This is a genomic window from Streptosporangiales bacterium, from assembly GCA_009379825.1.
In the GTDB taxonomy this organism is placed as follows: Bacteria; Actinomycetota; Actinomycetes; order Streptosporangiales; family WHST01; genus WHST01.
In genome coordinates, this window is sequence record WHTA01000104.1 from 1 (window position 1) to 14,720 (window position 14,720).

At 71.3% G+C, this 14,720-nt stretch carries 14 protein-coding genes; 10 read left to right on the forward strand and 4 right to left on the reverse strand.

Going from position 1 to position 14,720, the window contains the following annotated elements; all coding sequences use genetic code 11:
* Positions 1–316: 316 nt before the first annotated feature.
* The 3 genes from GEV07_28255 to GEV07_28265 are packed head-to-tail and all read right to left on the reverse strand — an operon-like array spanning position 317 to position 2,974.
* Positions 317–1,243 (reverse strand): heme A synthase, encoded by a 927-nt coding sequence (locus tag GEV07_28255; protein ID MQA06444.1) that lies wholly within the window; start codon positions 1,241–1,243, stop codon positions 317–319.
* Between the two features lie 25 nt (positions 1,244–1,268).
* The gene (locus GEV07_28260) at positions 1,269–2,036 is read right to left on the reverse strand and encodes an ABC transporter permease (protein ID MQA06445.1); all 768 of its coding nucleotides are present in this window, start codon (positions 2,034–2,036) and stop codon (positions 1,269–1,271) included.
* On the reverse strand, positions 2,033–2,974 hold the full coding sequence (locus tag GEV07_28265; GenBank protein ID MQA06446.1) for an ATP-binding cassette domain-containing protein: 942 nt from the start codon (positions 2,972–2,974) through the stop codon (positions 2,033–2,035). Before GEV07_28265 ends, GEV07_28260 begins: the two co-directional genes overlap by 4 nt.
* Before the next feature lie 112 nt (positions 2,975–3,086).
* Between GEV07_28265 and GEV07_28270 the strand changes: the two genes are divergently transcribed.
* The 8 genes from GEV07_28270 (at position 3,087) to GEV07_28305 (ending at position 9,748) form a co-directional block, all read left to right on the forward strand.
* The gene (locus GEV07_28270) at positions 3,087–3,839 is read left to right on the forward strand and encodes an ArsR family transcriptional regulator (protein MQA06447.1); all 753 of its coding nucleotides are present in this window, start codon (positions 3,087–3,089) and stop codon (positions 3,837–3,839) included.
* The gene (gene sufB / locus GEV07_28275) at positions 3,836–5,248 is read left to right on the forward strand and encodes a Fe-S cluster assembly protein SufB (protein ID MQA06448.1); all 1,413 of its coding nucleotides are present in this window, start codon (positions 3,836–3,838) and stop codon (positions 5,246–5,248) included. Before GEV07_28270 ends, sufB begins: the two co-directional genes overlap by 4 nt.
* Positions 5,245–6,411 (forward strand): Fe-S cluster assembly protein SufD, encoded by a 1,167-nt coding sequence (gene sufD, locus GEV07_28280; protein MQA06449.1) that lies wholly within the window; start codon positions 5,245–5,247, stop codon positions 6,409–6,411. Before sufB ends, sufD begins: the two co-directional genes overlap by 4 nt.
* Before the next feature lie 2 nt (positions 6,412–6,413).
* Positions 6,414–6,737 carry a Rieske 2Fe-2S domain-containing protein gene (locus GEV07_28285; GenBank protein MQA06450.1) on the forward strand — a complete coding sequence of 108 codons (324 nt, stop codon included), beginning with the start codon at positions 6,414–6,416 and terminating at the stop codon, positions 6,735–6,737.
* A gap of 97 nt (positions 6,738–6,834) precedes the next feature.
* Positions 6,835–7,614 (forward strand): Fe-S cluster assembly ATPase SufC, encoded by a 780-nt coding sequence (gene sufC / locus GEV07_28290; protein ID MQA06451.1) that lies wholly within the window; start codon positions 6,835–6,837, stop codon positions 7,612–7,614.
* 33 nt (positions 7,615–7,647) lie between these two features.
* Positions 7,648–8,931, forward strand: coding sequence for a SufS family cysteine desulfurase (sufS, locus tag GEV07_28295; protein MQA06452.1), 1,284 nt, complete (start codon positions 7,648–7,650; stop codon positions 8,929–8,931).
* Positions 8,931–9,383, forward strand: a complete 453-nt coding sequence (locus GEV07_28300) for an SUF system NifU family Fe-S cluster assembly protein (protein MQA06453.1) — start codon at positions 8,931–8,933, stop codon at positions 9,381–9,383. The genes sufS and GEV07_28300 overlap by 1 nt, the downstream gene beginning before the upstream one ends.
* Positions 9,380–9,748 (forward strand): DUF59 domain-containing protein, encoded by a 369-nt coding sequence (locus tag GEV07_28305; GenBank protein ID MQA06454.1) that lies wholly within the window; start codon positions 9,380–9,382, stop codon positions 9,746–9,748. The genes GEV07_28300 and GEV07_28305 overlap by 4 nt, the downstream gene beginning before the upstream one ends.
* 10 nt (positions 9,749–9,758) lie before the next feature.
* On the opposite strand, the gene GEV07_28310 is transcribed toward GEV07_28305, so the two are convergent.
* Complete coding sequence (locus GEV07_28310; protein MQA06455.1) at positions 9,759–12,392, reverse strand: 7,8-didemethyl-8-hydroxy-5-deazariboflavin synthase; 2,634 nt, start codon at positions 12,390–12,392, stop codon at positions 9,759–9,761.
* 134 nt (positions 12,393–12,526) lie between these two features.
* Between GEV07_28310 and GEV07_28315 the strand changes: the two genes are divergently transcribed.
* On the forward strand, positions 12,527–14,137 hold the full coding sequence (locus GEV07_28315) for a transposase (protein ID MQA06456.1): 1,611 nt from the start codon (positions 12,527–12,529) through the stop codon (positions 14,135–14,137).
* Positions 14,138–14,222: 85 nt separating this feature from the next.
* Positions 14,223–14,720: ATP-NAD kinase (locus GEV07_28320; GenBank protein ID MQA06457.1), on the forward strand; the 498-nt coding region annotated here is incomplete at its 3' end.

The window sequence follows — 14,720 nt, forward strand, 5'->3', positions numbered from 1 at the left end:
CGGCCCGCGCCCACCGATGCCTCCGCCGGCGTAGGCCGGGCGCACACCAGGCCCGGGCGCTACTCGCGGGTTGTGGCCGCTGAGCGGGTCACCGCCGGGTGGCGCCGGCCCGCGCCCACCGATCCTCGCCGCCGGCGTAGGCCGGGCGCGCACACCGACGCCGGGCGCTCCTGGCGGGATGCGTCCGCAGCCGCCCCAGCCGCCGCGTGGCATGCCGGTGCCACCACCGAGCGCACCACCCGCCGCGCCCGGCGATGCCGGCCCGCGCCCACCGATGCCTCCGCCGGCGTAACCCGGCGCACACCGGGCCCGTGCGCTACTCGCGGGTTCTCGTCGCGAAGGCGAGTCGCAGCGCTACGACCCAGAGCAGGCAGGCGCCGAGTACGTGCAGGCTGACCAGCGCGGCCGGGACGCCGGTGAAGTACTGCACCACGCCGATGCCGGCCTGCGCGGCGATCACGGCGGCGACCTGCCAGGCGCGCACCATCGGCAGCCGCTGCGCGCCGGTCAGCTTCAGCCCGACGAGCAGCGCCACCAGCAGGCCGACGGACACCCACACCAGCCCGGAGTGGAGCTTCGCGACCTCGTCCACCGGGAGCGGGTAGCGCACCGACTCGGCGTCGCCGGCGTGCGGGCCGCTGCCGGTGACGACGGTGCCCGCAACGAGGACGAGCACGGTGACCGCGGTGAACGCGCCCACCAGCCACCGCAGCTCGCGGCGCATGGTGGGCTGCGGCGGGCCGTCGCCCTCGCTCGCGCGCATGTGCAGCCAGACGCTCAGCACCAGCATCACGATGGTGCCGAGGAAGTGCACCGTCACCCAGCCGGGCGTCAGCGCGTACCAGACGGTGAGCCCGCCGATGATGCCCTGCAGCAGCACGCCGAACGGCAGCAGCACGGCGAGGCTGACCAGGTTGCGGCGGCGCGGTCGCATCCGGACGGCGACGAGCAGGCAGAACGCCACGGTCGCGAACACCGCGATGCCGAGCATCCGGTTGCCGAACTCGATCGCCATGTTCAGCACCGGGTGGTCCGGGCTGTGCACAGGCACCAGGCTGTCGCCGGTACAGCGGGGCCAGTCGGGGCAGCCGAGGCCGGAGCTCGTCACCCGCACGACGGCGCCGGTGAACGCGATGCCGGTGTTCGCGATCACGGCGGCGAGCGCGCTGCGCCGCATGACGGTCGGCGACGGCTCCCAGGCGGCCAGGCTGCGCAACCGGGTGGGGGCGGGGGAGGTCGTCACCCGCTCATCGTAGGCAGCGCCGGTGTCACTCCCACCGGAAGGTGCGTACGGCGGCGGCGAGCGCGACCACCGCCCAGCCGGCCAGCACGAGCAGCTCGAGCACCGGCAGCCCTGCACCCGCGGCGAGCACGTCGCGCAGGCCGGCCGCGAGCGCGGTCGACGGCAGCGCCTGCAGTGCCGTCGCCAGCGGTGCGGGGAACACCTGCAGCGGCAGCAGCAGCCCGCTCAGCACGAGCAGCGCGACGTAGATGAGGTTGGCGGCGGCCAGCGTCGCCTCCGCACGCAACGCGCCGGCGAGCAGCAGGCCGAGCCCGCTGAACGCCGCCGTGCCGAGCACCAGCAGCAACACCACGGAGCCGACGTTGCCGACCGGGCGCCAGCCGAGCACCAGTGCCACCGCGCCGAGCAGGGCGAGCTGCAGCAGCTCGACGGCGAGCACGGCGATCGTCTTGCCGGCCAGCAGTCCCGGCCGCCCCAGCGGGGTGGCGCCCAGCCGCTTCAGCGCGCCGTACCTCCGCTCGAAGCCGGTGGCGATCGCCTGCCCGGTGAACGCCGTGGAGATCACCGCGAGCGCCAGCACGCCGGGCGTCACCTGGTCGACCGGACGGCCCTCGAACGCGACGATCGGCAGCTGGGTGAACAGGATCAGCGCCCCCACCGGGATGACCGCGGTGAGCAGCAGCTGCTCGCCGTTGCGCAGCTGTTGGCGCAGCTCCTGCGCGGCGTACGCGAGCACCCGGCGGGGCACGGACGCCGCGCCGGGCGCCGGGGTGAGGTCCAAGCCGGCGCTCACGTGCGCAGGTCCTTCCCGGTCAGCTCGAGGAAGACGTCCTCGAGCGTGCGGCGGCCGACGTTGACGTCCTCGGCCAGCACCCCGCGCTGCGCGCACCAGGCGGTCACGGCGGCCAGTATCTGCGGGTCGACGGCCGCCGAAGCGCGCTGCACCCGGTAGTGGCCAGGGGCGTCCTCGTGCGCGGTGGTGCCCTCGGGCAGCGTCGCGGCGAGATCGTCGACGTCCAGCCCGGCGACGGCGCGGAACGTCAGGGTGTGCCCGCGGCCGGCGCCGGTGAGCTCCGCCGGCGTGGCGGCGGCGAGCACCGTGCCGTGGTCGATGATGACCACGTGGTCGGCCAGCCGCTCGGCCTCGTCCAGGTAGTGCGTGGTGAGCAGCACGCCGGCGCCATGCTTGCGGAGGTTCGCGATCACGTCCCAGGTGGCGTGCCTGGCCTGGGGGTCGAGGCCGGCGGTCGGCTCGTCGAGGAACACCACCTCGGGCCGCCCGACGAGTGCCATCGCCAGCGCCAACCGACGCTGCTCGCCGCCGGACAGCCGCCGGTACGGCGTGCGCGCGACCCGGGCCAGCCCGAGCGCGTCCAGCAGGGCGTCGACCGGCAGCGGGTGCGCGTAGCAGCTCGCGAGGGTGCGCAGCAGCTCACCCGGCCGCGCGGCCGGGTAGACGCCGCCGGCTTGCAGCATCACGCCGACCCTGGCCCGCAGCTGCGGCCCGTCGGCGACCGGGTCGAGGCCGAGCACGCGCACCGAGCCGGCGTCCGGCCGCCTGAACCCTTCGCATGTCTCCACGGTGGTGGTCTTGCCGGCCCCGTTCGGGCCGAGCACCGCCGTGACCTGCCCCTGGCCGGCACGCAGCGAGAGGTCGTCGACGGCGACCAGATCGCCGTACCGTTTGGTGAGGTGGTCCACCTCGACCGCCGGTTCGCCACCGTCCGCCACGGCATGAGTCTAGGAACTGTGCGTACGGCGCCGACGCCGCCCCGTACGGACATGACGACCGTCACGTAGGGGCGGATTTGTCAGGCCTGCTGATTTACGACAGACTTGTGTTGTGAAAAACGTTGGAGCCGCACCTGAGGCGGCGGGCGCGACCGCCCGCGGCACGCGCGAGCGTGTCCTCCGACTGGTGCTCGAAGTCGGACCGGTAACCGCGGCTGACCTGGCAGAACGCCTGGAGCTCACCCCTGCGGCAGTCCGCCGGCACCTGGACGCGTTGATGGAAGACGGGTACCTGGCCGAGCGGGAGGCGCCGCACCGTGGGCAGCGCGGCCGCGGGCGGCCGGCGCGGACCTTCGTGGTCACCGACACCGGCAGGGACGCCTTCTACCAGAGCTACGACGACCTCGCCGGCAGCGCGCTGCGGTACCTGGAGCAGGTCGCCGGCCCGGACGGCGTGGCGGAGTTCGCCAGGCAGCGGGTCGCCGAGCTGGAGCGCAGGTACAGCAAGCGACTGGCCGGGTTGTCGAAGGATCGTCGGGCGGAGGCGCTCGCCGCAGCGCTGAGCGCGGACGGCTACGCTGCTTCGGTAGCGCCGACCGCGTTGGCCGCCGGCGGCGAGCAGCTGTGCCAGCACAACTGCCCTGTCGCGCACGTGGCCGCGGAGTTCCCAGAACTGTGCGAGGCCGAGACCGAGGCATTCGCGCGGCTGCTCGGCATCCACGTACAACGACTCGCGACCATCGCCAAGGGCGATGGCGTGTGCACCACCCACGTGCCGGGACAGGCCATGGCGACCGCCAGGCCCGCGCGGTACGGAGTAACAGAGAAGAAGACGACGACATCGTCCGGGAGGACGCCGGCATGACGACAACTGCGCATCCGGAGCTCGAAGGCCTCGGCAAGTACCAATGGGGCTGGCACGACTCCGACGAGGCAGGCGCCAAGGCACAGCGCGGCCTGACCGAGGAGGGCGTGCGCGAGATCTCGGCGCGGAAGAACGAACCGGAATGGATGCTCAAGACTCGACTCAAGGGTCACAAGCTGTTCGGTGCGAAGCCGCTGCCGACTTGGGGCGCCGAGCTCGGCAACATCGACTTCGACAACATCAAGTACTTCGTGCGGTCCACCGAGAAGCAGGCGACCTCGTGGGACGAGCTGCCGGCCGACATCAAGTCGACGTACGACAAGCTCGGCATCCCCGAGGCGGAGAAGCAGCGCCTCATCTCGGGTGTCGCGGCCCAGTACGAGTCCGAGGTCGTCTACCACAAGATCCGTGAGGACCTCGAGGAGCAGGGCGTCATCTTCCTCGACACCGACACCGGTCTGCGCGAGCACCCTGAGCTGTTCAAGGAGTACTTCGGCTCGGTGATCCCGCCCGGCGACAACAAGTTCTCCGCGCTGAACACCGCGGTGTGGTCCGGCGGCTCGTTCATCTACGTGCCGAAGGGCGTGCACGTGGACATCCCGCTGCAGGCCTACTTCCGGATCAACACCGAGAACATGGGCCAGTTCGAGCGCACGCTGATCATCGTCGACGAGGACGCCTACGTGCACTACGTCGAGGGCTGCACCGCGCCGATCTACTCCACAGACTCGCTGCACTCCGCGGTCGTCGAGATCGTCGTGAAGAAGGGCGCACGCTGCCGCTACACGACCATCCAGAACTGGTCGAACAACGTCTACAACCTGGTCACCAAGCGCGCCGTGGCGCACGAGGGCGCGACCATGGAGTGGATCGACGGCAACATCGGTTCCAAGGTCACCATGAAGTACCCGGCGATCTGGCTGATGGGCCCGCACGCCAAGGGCGAGACGCTGTCCGTCGCGTTCGCCGGTGAGGACCAGCACCAGGACGCCGGCGCCAAGATGGTGCACGCCGCGCCGCACACCTCGTCGACGATCGTGTCGAAGTCGGTGGCACGCGGTGGCGGCCGCGCGTCGTACCGGGGGCTCGTGCAGGTGCTCGACGGCGCCAACCACGCCGCATCCACGGTGAAGTGCGACGCACTGCTCGTCGACACCATCAGCCGTTCCGACACCTACCCGTACGTCGACATCCGCGAGGACGACGTGCAGATGGGGCACGAGGCGACGGTCTCGAAGGTCAGCGAGGACCAGCTGTTCTACCTGATGAGTCGTGGGTTGAACGAAGACGAGGCGATGGCGATGATCGTCCGCGGCTTCGTCGAGCCGATCGCTCGGGAGCTGCCGATGGAGTACGCGCTCGAGCTCAACCGCCTGATCGAGCTGCAGATGGAAGGGGCCGTGGGTTGAGCGCTGTGGAAATTGCGCCGCATTCACACGGAGGAGGAGTCGAAGCGGATGCAGCGCAGTCCAAGCTGCACGCCGCCGCCTCGTACGACGTCGCGGACTTCGGCGTGCCGACGGCGCGCGACGAGGAGTGGCGGTTCACGCCGCTGAAGCGGCTACAGGGCCTGCACGACGGTACGGCGAAGGCGACCGGCGGGGTCACCGTCGAGACCGACGTCCCCGACCAGGTCCTGGTGGAGACCGTGGGCCGCGACGACGCGCGCATCGGCCGTGCCGGTACGCCGACCGACCGGATCGCCGCGCAGGCGTGGTCGTCGTTCGAGAAGGCGACCGTGCTCACCGTGCCGCGCGACACCCAGCCGGAGCGGCCCGCGTTCGTGTCCGTACGAGGCACCGGCGGCACCAGCTACGGCCACCTGGTGGTCGACGTGGAGCCGCTCGCCGAGGCCACCGTGGTGCTCGACCACACCGGCAGCGCGACGTACGCGGCGAACGTCGAGGTGAACGTCGGCGACGGTGCGCAGGTCACCTTCGTCGCACTACAGGACTGGGCGGACGACGCCGTACACCTCGCGCACCACTACGTCAGCCTCGGTCGGGACGCGCGGATCAAGTCGGTGGTCGTCACCTTCGGCGGCGACCTGGTGCGGCTCTACCCGCAGGTGCGCTACACCCAGCCGGGCGGCGACTGCGAGATGTACGGCCTGTACTTCGCGGACGCGCCGCAGCACCTGGAGCACCGGCTGTTCGTGGACCACGCGATCCCGGACTGCCGCAGCCGGGTGGCATACAAGGGCGCGCTGCAGGGCAAGGACGCGCACACCATATGGATCGGCGACGTGCTGATCAGGCCGGAGGCGACCGGCACCGACACGTACGAGCTGAACCGCAACCTGGTGCTCACCGACGGCGCGCGCGCCGACTCGGTGCCGAACCTGGAGATCCTCACCGGCGAGATCGTCGGTGCCGGGCACGCGAGCGCTACCGGACGGTTCGACGAGGAGCAGCTGTTCTACCTGATGAGCCGCGGCATCCAGGAGATCGACGCCCGCCGGCTCGTGGTGCGCGGCTTCTTCGCCGAAATCATCAAGCAGATCCAGATCCCCGAGGTGCGGGAGCGGTTGCTCGAGCGCGTCGAGGAGGAGCTGCAGGCGGTGGGGTCGTAAGCATGACTGAGTACAAGAAGGTGTGTCCGGCCTCCGAGATACCGGAAGGCGAGGCCGTACGCGTCGAGGTCGACGGAGTGCCCGTCGCTCTGGTGCGCACCGAGGGCGAGATCTACGCCTGCCACGACGTGTGCACGCACGAAGAGGTGCCGTTGTCCGAGGGCGACATCGAGGGCACCACGATCGAGTGCTGGCTGCACGGCTCGTGCTTCGACCTGCTCACCGGGCAGCCGACCAGCCTGCCCGCGACCGAGCCGGTCGCAATCTACCCCGTGAAGATCGACGGCGACGACGTGCTCGTCGCAGTAGACGACAAGAAGGGCTGAGCGCGCGTGCCCATCTACCCGGTACTGAGCATCCAGGGCGACGACGTGCTCGTCGCAGTAGACGACAAGAAGAACTGAAACAGGAGCCGCTAGACACATGGCAACTCTCGAGATCCGCGACCTGCACGTCAGCGTCGAGGACGAAGAGATCCTCAAGGGCGTCAACCTCACCGTGCGGGCGGGCGAGACGCACGCGATCATGGGCCCCAACGGGTCGGGCAAGTCGACGCTGGCGTACTCGATCGCCGGCCACCCCAAGTACACGGTGACCTCGGGTGAGGTGCTGCTCGACGGTGAGGACGTGCTCGCCATGTCCGTCGACGAGCGGGCCAGGGCCGGGCTCTTCCTCGCCATGCAGTACCCGGTGGAGGTGCCGGGCGTCTCGGTGTCGAACTTCCTCCGTTCGTCCGCGACGGCACTGCGCGGCGAGGCGCCGAAGCTGCGCACCTGGGTGAAGGAGATGCGCGGCGCCATGGAGCAGCTGAAGTTCGACCCGGCGTTCGCCGAGCGGAACGTGAACGAGGGCTTCTCTGGCGGCGAGAAGAAGCGGCACGAGATCGTCCAGCTGGAGCTGATGCAGCCGAAGCTGGCCGTGCTCGACGAGACCGACTCCGGTCTCGACATCGACGCCCTGAAGGTCGTGTCGGAAGGCGTGAACCGCTACACGGCCAACGGCGACAAGGGCGTCATGCTGATCACCCACTACACCCGCATCCTCAGGTACATCAAGCCGACCTACGTGCACGTGTTCGTCGGCGGGAAGATCGTCGAAGAGGGCGGTTCCGAGCTGGCCGACCAGCTCGAGGCCGAGGGCTACGAGAAGTACATCGGCGGTGGCACGGCCACGCCGGAGACGACCGCGGTCGGCGGCGCATAGTTCGATGTCCATCTCGGAGACGGAGGTCGCGTCGTGACAACAGGTGACCGACCCCACCAGCGGTACGACGTCGACGTGGTGCGCAAGGACTTCCCGATCCTCGACCGCACCGTGCACGACGGCCGGCGGCTGGTGTACCTCGACAGCGCGAACACGTCGCAGAAGCCGCGCACGGTGCTCGACGCGATGGAGGAGTTCCTCGGCAGGCACAACGCCAACATCCACCGGGCGACGCACGCGCTCGGCGAGGAGGCCACCGAGGCGTACGAGGGTGCCAGGCTGAAGGTTGCGCGGTTCGTCGGCTCGGCGGACGAGACGGAGATCGTCTTCACGAAGAACATCTCCGAGGCCATCAACCTGGTGGCGTACTCGATGGGCAACGCGTCGGCGACGGCGGGCAGCGACCCGCGCTTCCGGCTCGGGCCCGGCGACGAGATCGTCATCACCGAGATGGAGCACCACTCGAACATCGTGCCGTGGCAGCTGCTGTGCGAGCGCACCGGCGCGACGCTGCGCTGGTTCGGGGTGACCGACGACGGGCGGCTGGACCTCTCGCAGATCGACGACGTGCTGACCGAGCGCACCAAGCTGCTCGCGGTGGCGCACCAGTCGAACATGCTCGGCACCATCAACCCGATCAAGGAGCTGACTCGGCGGGCCCACGAGGTGGGCGCGCTGGTGCTGGTCGACGCCGCGCAGTCGGTGCCGCACTGGCCGGTCGACGTCCGCGAGCTCGGCGTCGACTTCCTCGGCTTCACCGCGCACAAGGCGTGCGGTCCCACCGGGATCGGCGTGCTGTGGGCCCGGCGGGAGCTGCTCGATGCGATGCCGCCGTTCCTGGGGGGCGGCGAGATGATCGAGACGGTGGCCATGGACCGGTCCACGTTCGCGCCGCCGCCGCACAAGTTCGAGGCCGGCACCATGCCGATCGCGGAGGCGGTCGGGCTCGGCGCGGCGGTCGACTACCTCTCCGAGCTCGGCCGCGACGCCGTGCACGCGCACGACCAGGACCTGACGACGTACGCGCTCGACCAGCTCGCCGCGGTCGACGGGCTGCGGCTGCTCGGCCCGCAGCAGCCGGTCGACCGTGGTCCGGTGCTGTCGTTCGTGTTCGGCGACGTGCACCCGCACGACGTCAGCCAGGTGCTCGACGCGGAGGGCGTCGCCGTACGGGCGGGTCACCACTGCGCGCGGCCGCTGCACCGCAGGTTCGGAATAACCGCGAGCACCCGTGCGTCGCTCTACTTGTACAACACGCGCGCCGAGGTGGACGCGCTCGTCACAGGACTGGCCGCGGTGAAGAGGTACTTCGGCTGATGCATCTCGACTCGCTGTACCAGGAGATCATCCTGGACCACTACCGGAGCCCCCACCACAAGGGGCTGCGGGAGCCGTACGACGCCGAGGTCCACCACGTGAACCCGACCTGCGGCGACGAGGTCACGCTGCGCGTGCGGCTGGTCGGCGACACCGTCGCCGACGTGTCGTACGACTCGCTGGGCTGCTCGATCAGCCAGGCGAGCGCGTCGGTGATGACCGACCTGGTGATCGGCAGCACCGTCGCCGAGGCCAGCAAGGTGCACGACGAGTTCCTCGCGCTGATGCAGAGCAGGGGAGAGGGCGAGCCGGACGAGGACGTGCTCGCCGACGCGGTCGCCTTCGCCGGCGTCTCGCGCTACCCGGCCAGGGTGAAGTGCGCGCTGCTCGGCTGGATGGCATGGAAGGACGCGACGGCACGTAGCATGGACCACGAGGAGGTCACCTCATGACGGAACAGCCAGTACGCGAGCACTCGACCCCCACCGGCGCGCCCGTGGGTGCCTCCGTGGCCACGGTGGAAGACGTGGAAGAGGCGATGCGCGACGTCGTCGACCCGGAGCTCGGCATCAACGTGGTCGACCTCGGCCTTGTCTACGGCGTGACCGTCGACGAGTCCAACGCGGCGACCATCGACATGACGCTCACCAGCGCGGCGTGTCCGCTGACCGACGTGATCGAGGACCAGACAGCGCAGTCGCTGTCCGGCCTCGTCGACGACTTCCGCATCAACTGGGTCTGGATGCCGCCGTGGGGCCCGGAGAAGATCACCGACGACGGCCGCGAGCAGCTGCGCGCCCTCGGCTTCAACGTCTGACCCTGCCGCGTCAGCCGACGATCGGCAGCGGGTTGCGGACCGCGGCGCACACGCCGTCGCTGGCTTCCGCGGCTGCCATCCGGTCGGCGGCAGGTGTGCCGTACTCCGTGGTGCGCTGCCGCAGCGTGCGCCCGGTCGGTGCGACCAGCCCGCGCAGATCGCTGATCGTCTTGTAGGAGCCGTTCGCTGAGCCGGCCATCCGGCTGATCGTCTCCTCCATCAGGGTGCCGCCGAGGTCGTTCACGCCGCCGGTCAGTACGTCGCGGCAGAGGTCGGGGCCGAGCTTCACCCAGGAGCACTGGATGTTGTCGATCAACCCGTGCAGCAGCAGCCGTGCGACGGCGTGCACTGCGCGGTTCTCGCGCGCGGTCGGGCCGGGCCGCGCGAGACCGGCGAGGTAGATCGGCGCGCTGGTGTGTACGAACGGCAGCAGCACGAACTCGGTGAACCCGCGGCGGCCGTTGCGCTCCATGCACCCGCGCTGCAGGCGCGCGAGTAGCTTCAGGTGTGCCACCCAGTGCGCCGGCGTGTCCACGTGCCCGTACATCATCGTGGACGTCGTGGCGATGCCGAGCTCGTGCGCCGTGGTGACGACCTCGACCCAGCTGGCCGCAGGCAGCTTGCCCTTGGTGAGCACCCAGCGGACGTCGTCGTCGAGGATCTCAGCCGCGGTGCCTGGCAGTGAGTCGACGCCGGCGTCGCGCGCCCGCTCCAGCCACTCCCGCACCGGCAGGTTGGTGCGCGACACCCCGTTCATGACCTCCATCGGGCTGAACGCGTGCAGGTGGATCCCCGGCTGCCTGCGCTTCACCTCGGCGGCGAGGTCGAAGTACGCGGTGCCAGGCAGGTCGGGGTGGATGCCGCCCTGCATGCACACCTCGGTGGCGCCGGCCTGCCACGCCTCGTGCACCCGGTCACCGACCTGTGCGAGCGAGAGGGTGTACGCGTCCGCGTCGGTACGCCGCTGCGCGAACGCGCAGAACCGGCAGCCGGTGTAGCAGACGTTCGTGAAGTTGATGTTGCGGGTGACGACGAACGTCACGTCGTCGCCGCAGACGTCGCGGCGCAGCTCGTCGGCGAGCTCGGTGAGCGCGTCCAGCTCGGCGCCGTCCGCGTCGAGCAGGAGCAGGGCGTCCGCGTCGGAGAGGCCCGCGGGGTCCTGCTCCGCGCGGCGCAGTGCCGCTCGCAGCTCCGGCCGGAAGTGGTCGGTGTGCTGCCGCTGCGCGACCGCGGGCACCTGGGCGGCGAGCTCGGCCCAGTCGCCGTACACCGAGTCGAAGTCCGTGCGCCGGTCGGCGCTGCGACCGGTGGTGTCCACGGCGACGTGCAGGTCGGTACGGCCGGAACCGGCGTCCGCCGGCCAGCCGCCGTCCGGTTCCTGCCACGGCCGGCCGACGACGGCCGCGTCCGGCCGCGCCAGCCCGGTGTCGAGGTCAGCGAGAGCGTGCACGTGCGGCACGATCCGCGGGTCGAGCCACGGCTCGCCGGCGCGGACGTACTCCGGGTAGACGGTGAGCCGCTCGTGCAGCTGGTAGCCGGCCGCCGCGGTGCGTGCGGCGAGCTCGTCGATGTGCGGCCAGGCGAGCTCGGGGCTGACGTGGTCGGGGGTGAGCGGTGAGACGCCGCCCCAGTCGTCGATCCCGGCACGCAGCATCAGGTCGTACTGCTCGTCGATCAGGTTGGGCGGGGCCTGTACGCGCATCCGGGGGCCGAGCACCAGCCGCGCAACGGCTATGGTCGCGGCGAGCTCGGCCAGCTCGGCGTCCGGCACGTCGCGCATCTTGGTGTCCGGCTTCGCGCGGAAGTTCTGCATGATGACTTCCTGGATGCCGCCGTACGTCCGGGCGACGCGGCGCAGCTCGAGCAGCGACTCCGCGCGTTCCCTGCGGTTCTCGCCGATACCGACGAGCAGCCCGGTGGTGAACGGCACTGCAGAGCGGCCGGCGTCCTCGAGCACGCGCAGCCGTACGTCTGGGTCCTTGTCCGGCGAGCCGTAGTGCGGCATGCCCCGCTCGGTGTACAGCCGCTTCGCGGTCGTCTCCAGCATCATGCCCATCGACGCGGCGACCGGCTTCAGCCGGCCGAAGTCCTGCCACGAGAGCACGCCGGGATTCAGGTGCGGCAGCAGCCCGGTCTCCTCGAGCACGCGGACCGCCATCGCGCGGACATACGAGAGCGTGTCGTCGTAGCCGGCTTCGTCGAGCCAGTCGCGCGCGGCCTGCCACCGGTCCTCCGGCCGGTCGCCGAGGGTGAACAGTGCCTCCTTGCATCCAGCCTGCGCGCCCTTGCCTGCGATGTCGAGCACCTCGTCAGGACGCAGGTACGGTGCGGGCAACCGGCCCGGCGCTGTGGCGAACGTGCAGTAGCCGCAACGGTCCCGGCACAACCGGGTGAGCGGGATGAACACGTTGCGGCTGTACGTGATGACGCCCGGCCTGCCGGCCGCGGCGAGCCCTGCGTCGCGGGTGCGCCCGGCGTACTCGCTGAGCCGGTCGAGGTCGTCGCCGCGCGCGTGCAGCAACACGGTGACCTCGTCCAGGTCGAGGGTCTTGCCGTCGCGTGCGCGGGCGAGCGCGCGGCGCATGGCGGAGGCGGTGGGCTGTTCGTGCGGTTCGGTCACGTGGCGAAACACTAGGGCGAGCATCCCGGCACCCACCAGGGACGCACGGCCACCAGCCGCTCAGTTGGGCCCGTGGAGCATGGGATGCGGGCGGTCGGCGCAGGTCAGCGCCGCCACGGGGGTTGCGGCGACCGGGATGGCAGTTGTATTACCTAAACATGGCTTCCGTCATCGGCAAGCAGCAGAACGGGCGTACGTACTACTACCTCGCCGAGTCCGCCCGGGTGGGCGGGCGGCCACGGATCGTCCGGCAGAGGTACCTCGGTACTGCGGCCGACATCGAGGCGGCGGTGGAAAGTGGCGGCACGGCGCCGGCGTCCTCGCGGCACCTGCCGTTCGGCGACGTGGCCGCCGCCTGGCGGGTGCTCGGCGACCTCGGCGTGGTGGACGTCGTGGACCAGGTCGTCGGCCGGGGCAGGCGCGAGGTGTCGGTCGGCACGTACCTGGCGCTCGCGGTGCTCCACCGGATCAGTGCGAGGGGTGCGCCGCTCGACCTCGCCGATTGGTGGCCGACCACGGCCGCCGCGCGGTTCGTGCGGCCACGACCGCCCGCCGCGGCCCTGGCGCGGCACCGGCTGTGGCGCGCGCTCGAGCGGGTCAGCGGGCCTGCCGCAGAACGCATCCAGGCCGCGTTGTTCGCCCGGGTCCTCGACCTGGTCGACGACGAGGACGCCCCGGTGCTCGCGCTCGACCTGCCCGACTTCGCGACGTTCGTCGACCCCGAGCCGGCAGGCGCACGGCTGACCGGGCTGGCGCTGCTCGTAACGCTCGACGGGGCGATCCCGCTCGTCTCCCAGCTCTACCAGCACCAGCAGCCGGACGCGGCGTCGTTCAGCACGCTGGTGGGCCGGCTCACCGACAGGTACGAGGCGCTGGCCGGGCACCGGGCCGTCACGGTCGTCATCGGCGGGGGCCAGCACGCGCAGGCCGACCTGGGCACGAGGCTCGGGCTGCACTTCGTCGAACCGCTGCCGCCCGGCGAACGGCCCGCGCTCGGCCGGCGCCCGGCGACCAGCCTGGACGGGCTTCCCGGGGTCACCGCGGTGGACGGGCGCGCCGACGTCTTCGGCACCTCGCGCCGCGTCGTGGTGGTGCACTCGAAGAGCCTGCACGAGGCGCAGGAGCGTGCGCTGGCGCGCAGCCTCGGCCACGCCAGCAGGCGGCTGGACGAGCTCGCCGCCGCGCTCGCCCAGGGCACCCACGGCCGGTCGCGCGACGACGTGGCCGCCGAGGTCGCGCGCATCACGTACTTCAGGTGGGGCGACCGGGTGCTCCGGACGAACCTCACCGGCAGCGGCGCGGACCTGCGGCTGCGCTGGTGGGTGGACGAGGCCGCCCGCGCCCGGCTGCACCGGGAGCAGTTCGGCAACCAGCTGCTCGTCACCGACCACGACGACTGGTCGGTCGCCGACGTGATCACCGCGTACCGGGCGAGGTACCACCTGGAGACCACGCTCACCCAGCTCGGTGGGCCGCTGGTTGCCAACCCATCGCCGAGCTGGCAGTGGCGCGACGAGCGGGTGGCCGTGCACGCGCTGGTGGGCGTGCTTGCGACCACCGTTGTGCACGTGATGCGGCGGCGGGCACAGCTCGCCGGCCTCGACCTGTCCGTCCGCGACCTGCTGCACCGGCTCGCCGGCATGCAGGAGACGGTGTTGCGGCACCCGCCCACCGGCGGCCGCCCGCGCACCCGGCGGCTGCTGACCGACAGGGACGACGTCGAGCAACGGCTGTACGAGCTCTTCGACCTCGGCGAGTTCGCGCCGTAGCATTGCAACCCCACGCAACCCTCCCGCGATATGCCGGGTCGCGCGCAGGCTGAGACGGTCAACGGGCCGTCGACGAGGAGGTGCCGTGGCCGACGCCGTGGTCGGGATCGTCGCCAACCCGCTGTCCGGGCGCGACATCAGACGCCTGGTCGCACAGGCGTCGGTCTTCCCGACCGCCGAGAAGGCGGCCATGGTGCAGCGGATGCTCAGCGCGTCCGGCACCGTCGGCGTCGACCAGGTGCTGCTGAGCACGGACCTCGGCGGCATCTCCGCCGCCGTGCTGCGTGCCGTGCACCGTGGGCCGCCGCGCGGCGCGCAGTGGCCGGACGTGCAGTTCCTCGACGAGGACCCGATCACGCAGGCGGCCGACGACACCACGAACGCCGTACGCAGGATGGTCACGGCGGGCGCGAAGGTGGTGATCTGCCTCGGCGGTGACGGTACCGCGCGGGTGGCCGCGGCCGCCTGCGGCGAGACCCCGTTGCTCGCGCTGTCGACGGGCACCAACAACGCCTTCCCCGTCATCAGGGAGGCGACGGTGGCCGGGCTCGCGGCCGGGCTGCTCGCCGTCGGCGCGGTGGAC

Bases quoted from the DNA above. Each gene is read 5' to 3' on its own strand.
- GEV07_28315 (MQA06456.1), top strand. From the start codon at position 12,527: ATGGCTTCCGTCATCGGCAAGCAGCAGAACGGGCGTACGTACTACTAC.
- sufC (MQA06451.1), top strand. From the start codon at position 6,835: ATGGCAACTCTCGAGATCCGCGACCTGCACGTCAGCGTCGAGGACGAA.
- GEV07_28285 (MQA06450.1), top strand. From the start codon at position 6,414: ATGACTGAGTACAAGAAGGTGTGTCCGGCCTCCGAGATACCGGAAGGC.
- sufB (MQA06448.1), top strand. From the start codon at position 3,836: ATGACGACAACTGCGCATCCGGAGCTCGAAGGCCTCGGCAAGTACCAA.
- GEV07_28305 (MQA06454.1), top strand. From the start codon at position 9,380: ATGACGGAACAGCCAGTACGCGAGCACTCGACCCCCACCGGCGCGCCC.
- GEV07_28310 (MQA06455.1), bottom strand. From the start codon at position 12,392: ATGCTCGCCCTAGTGTTTCGCCACGTGACCGAACCGCACGAACAGCCC.
- GEV07_28300 (MQA06453.1), top strand. From the start codon at position 8,931: ATGCATCTCGACTCGCTGTACCAGGAGATCATCCTGGACCACTACCGG.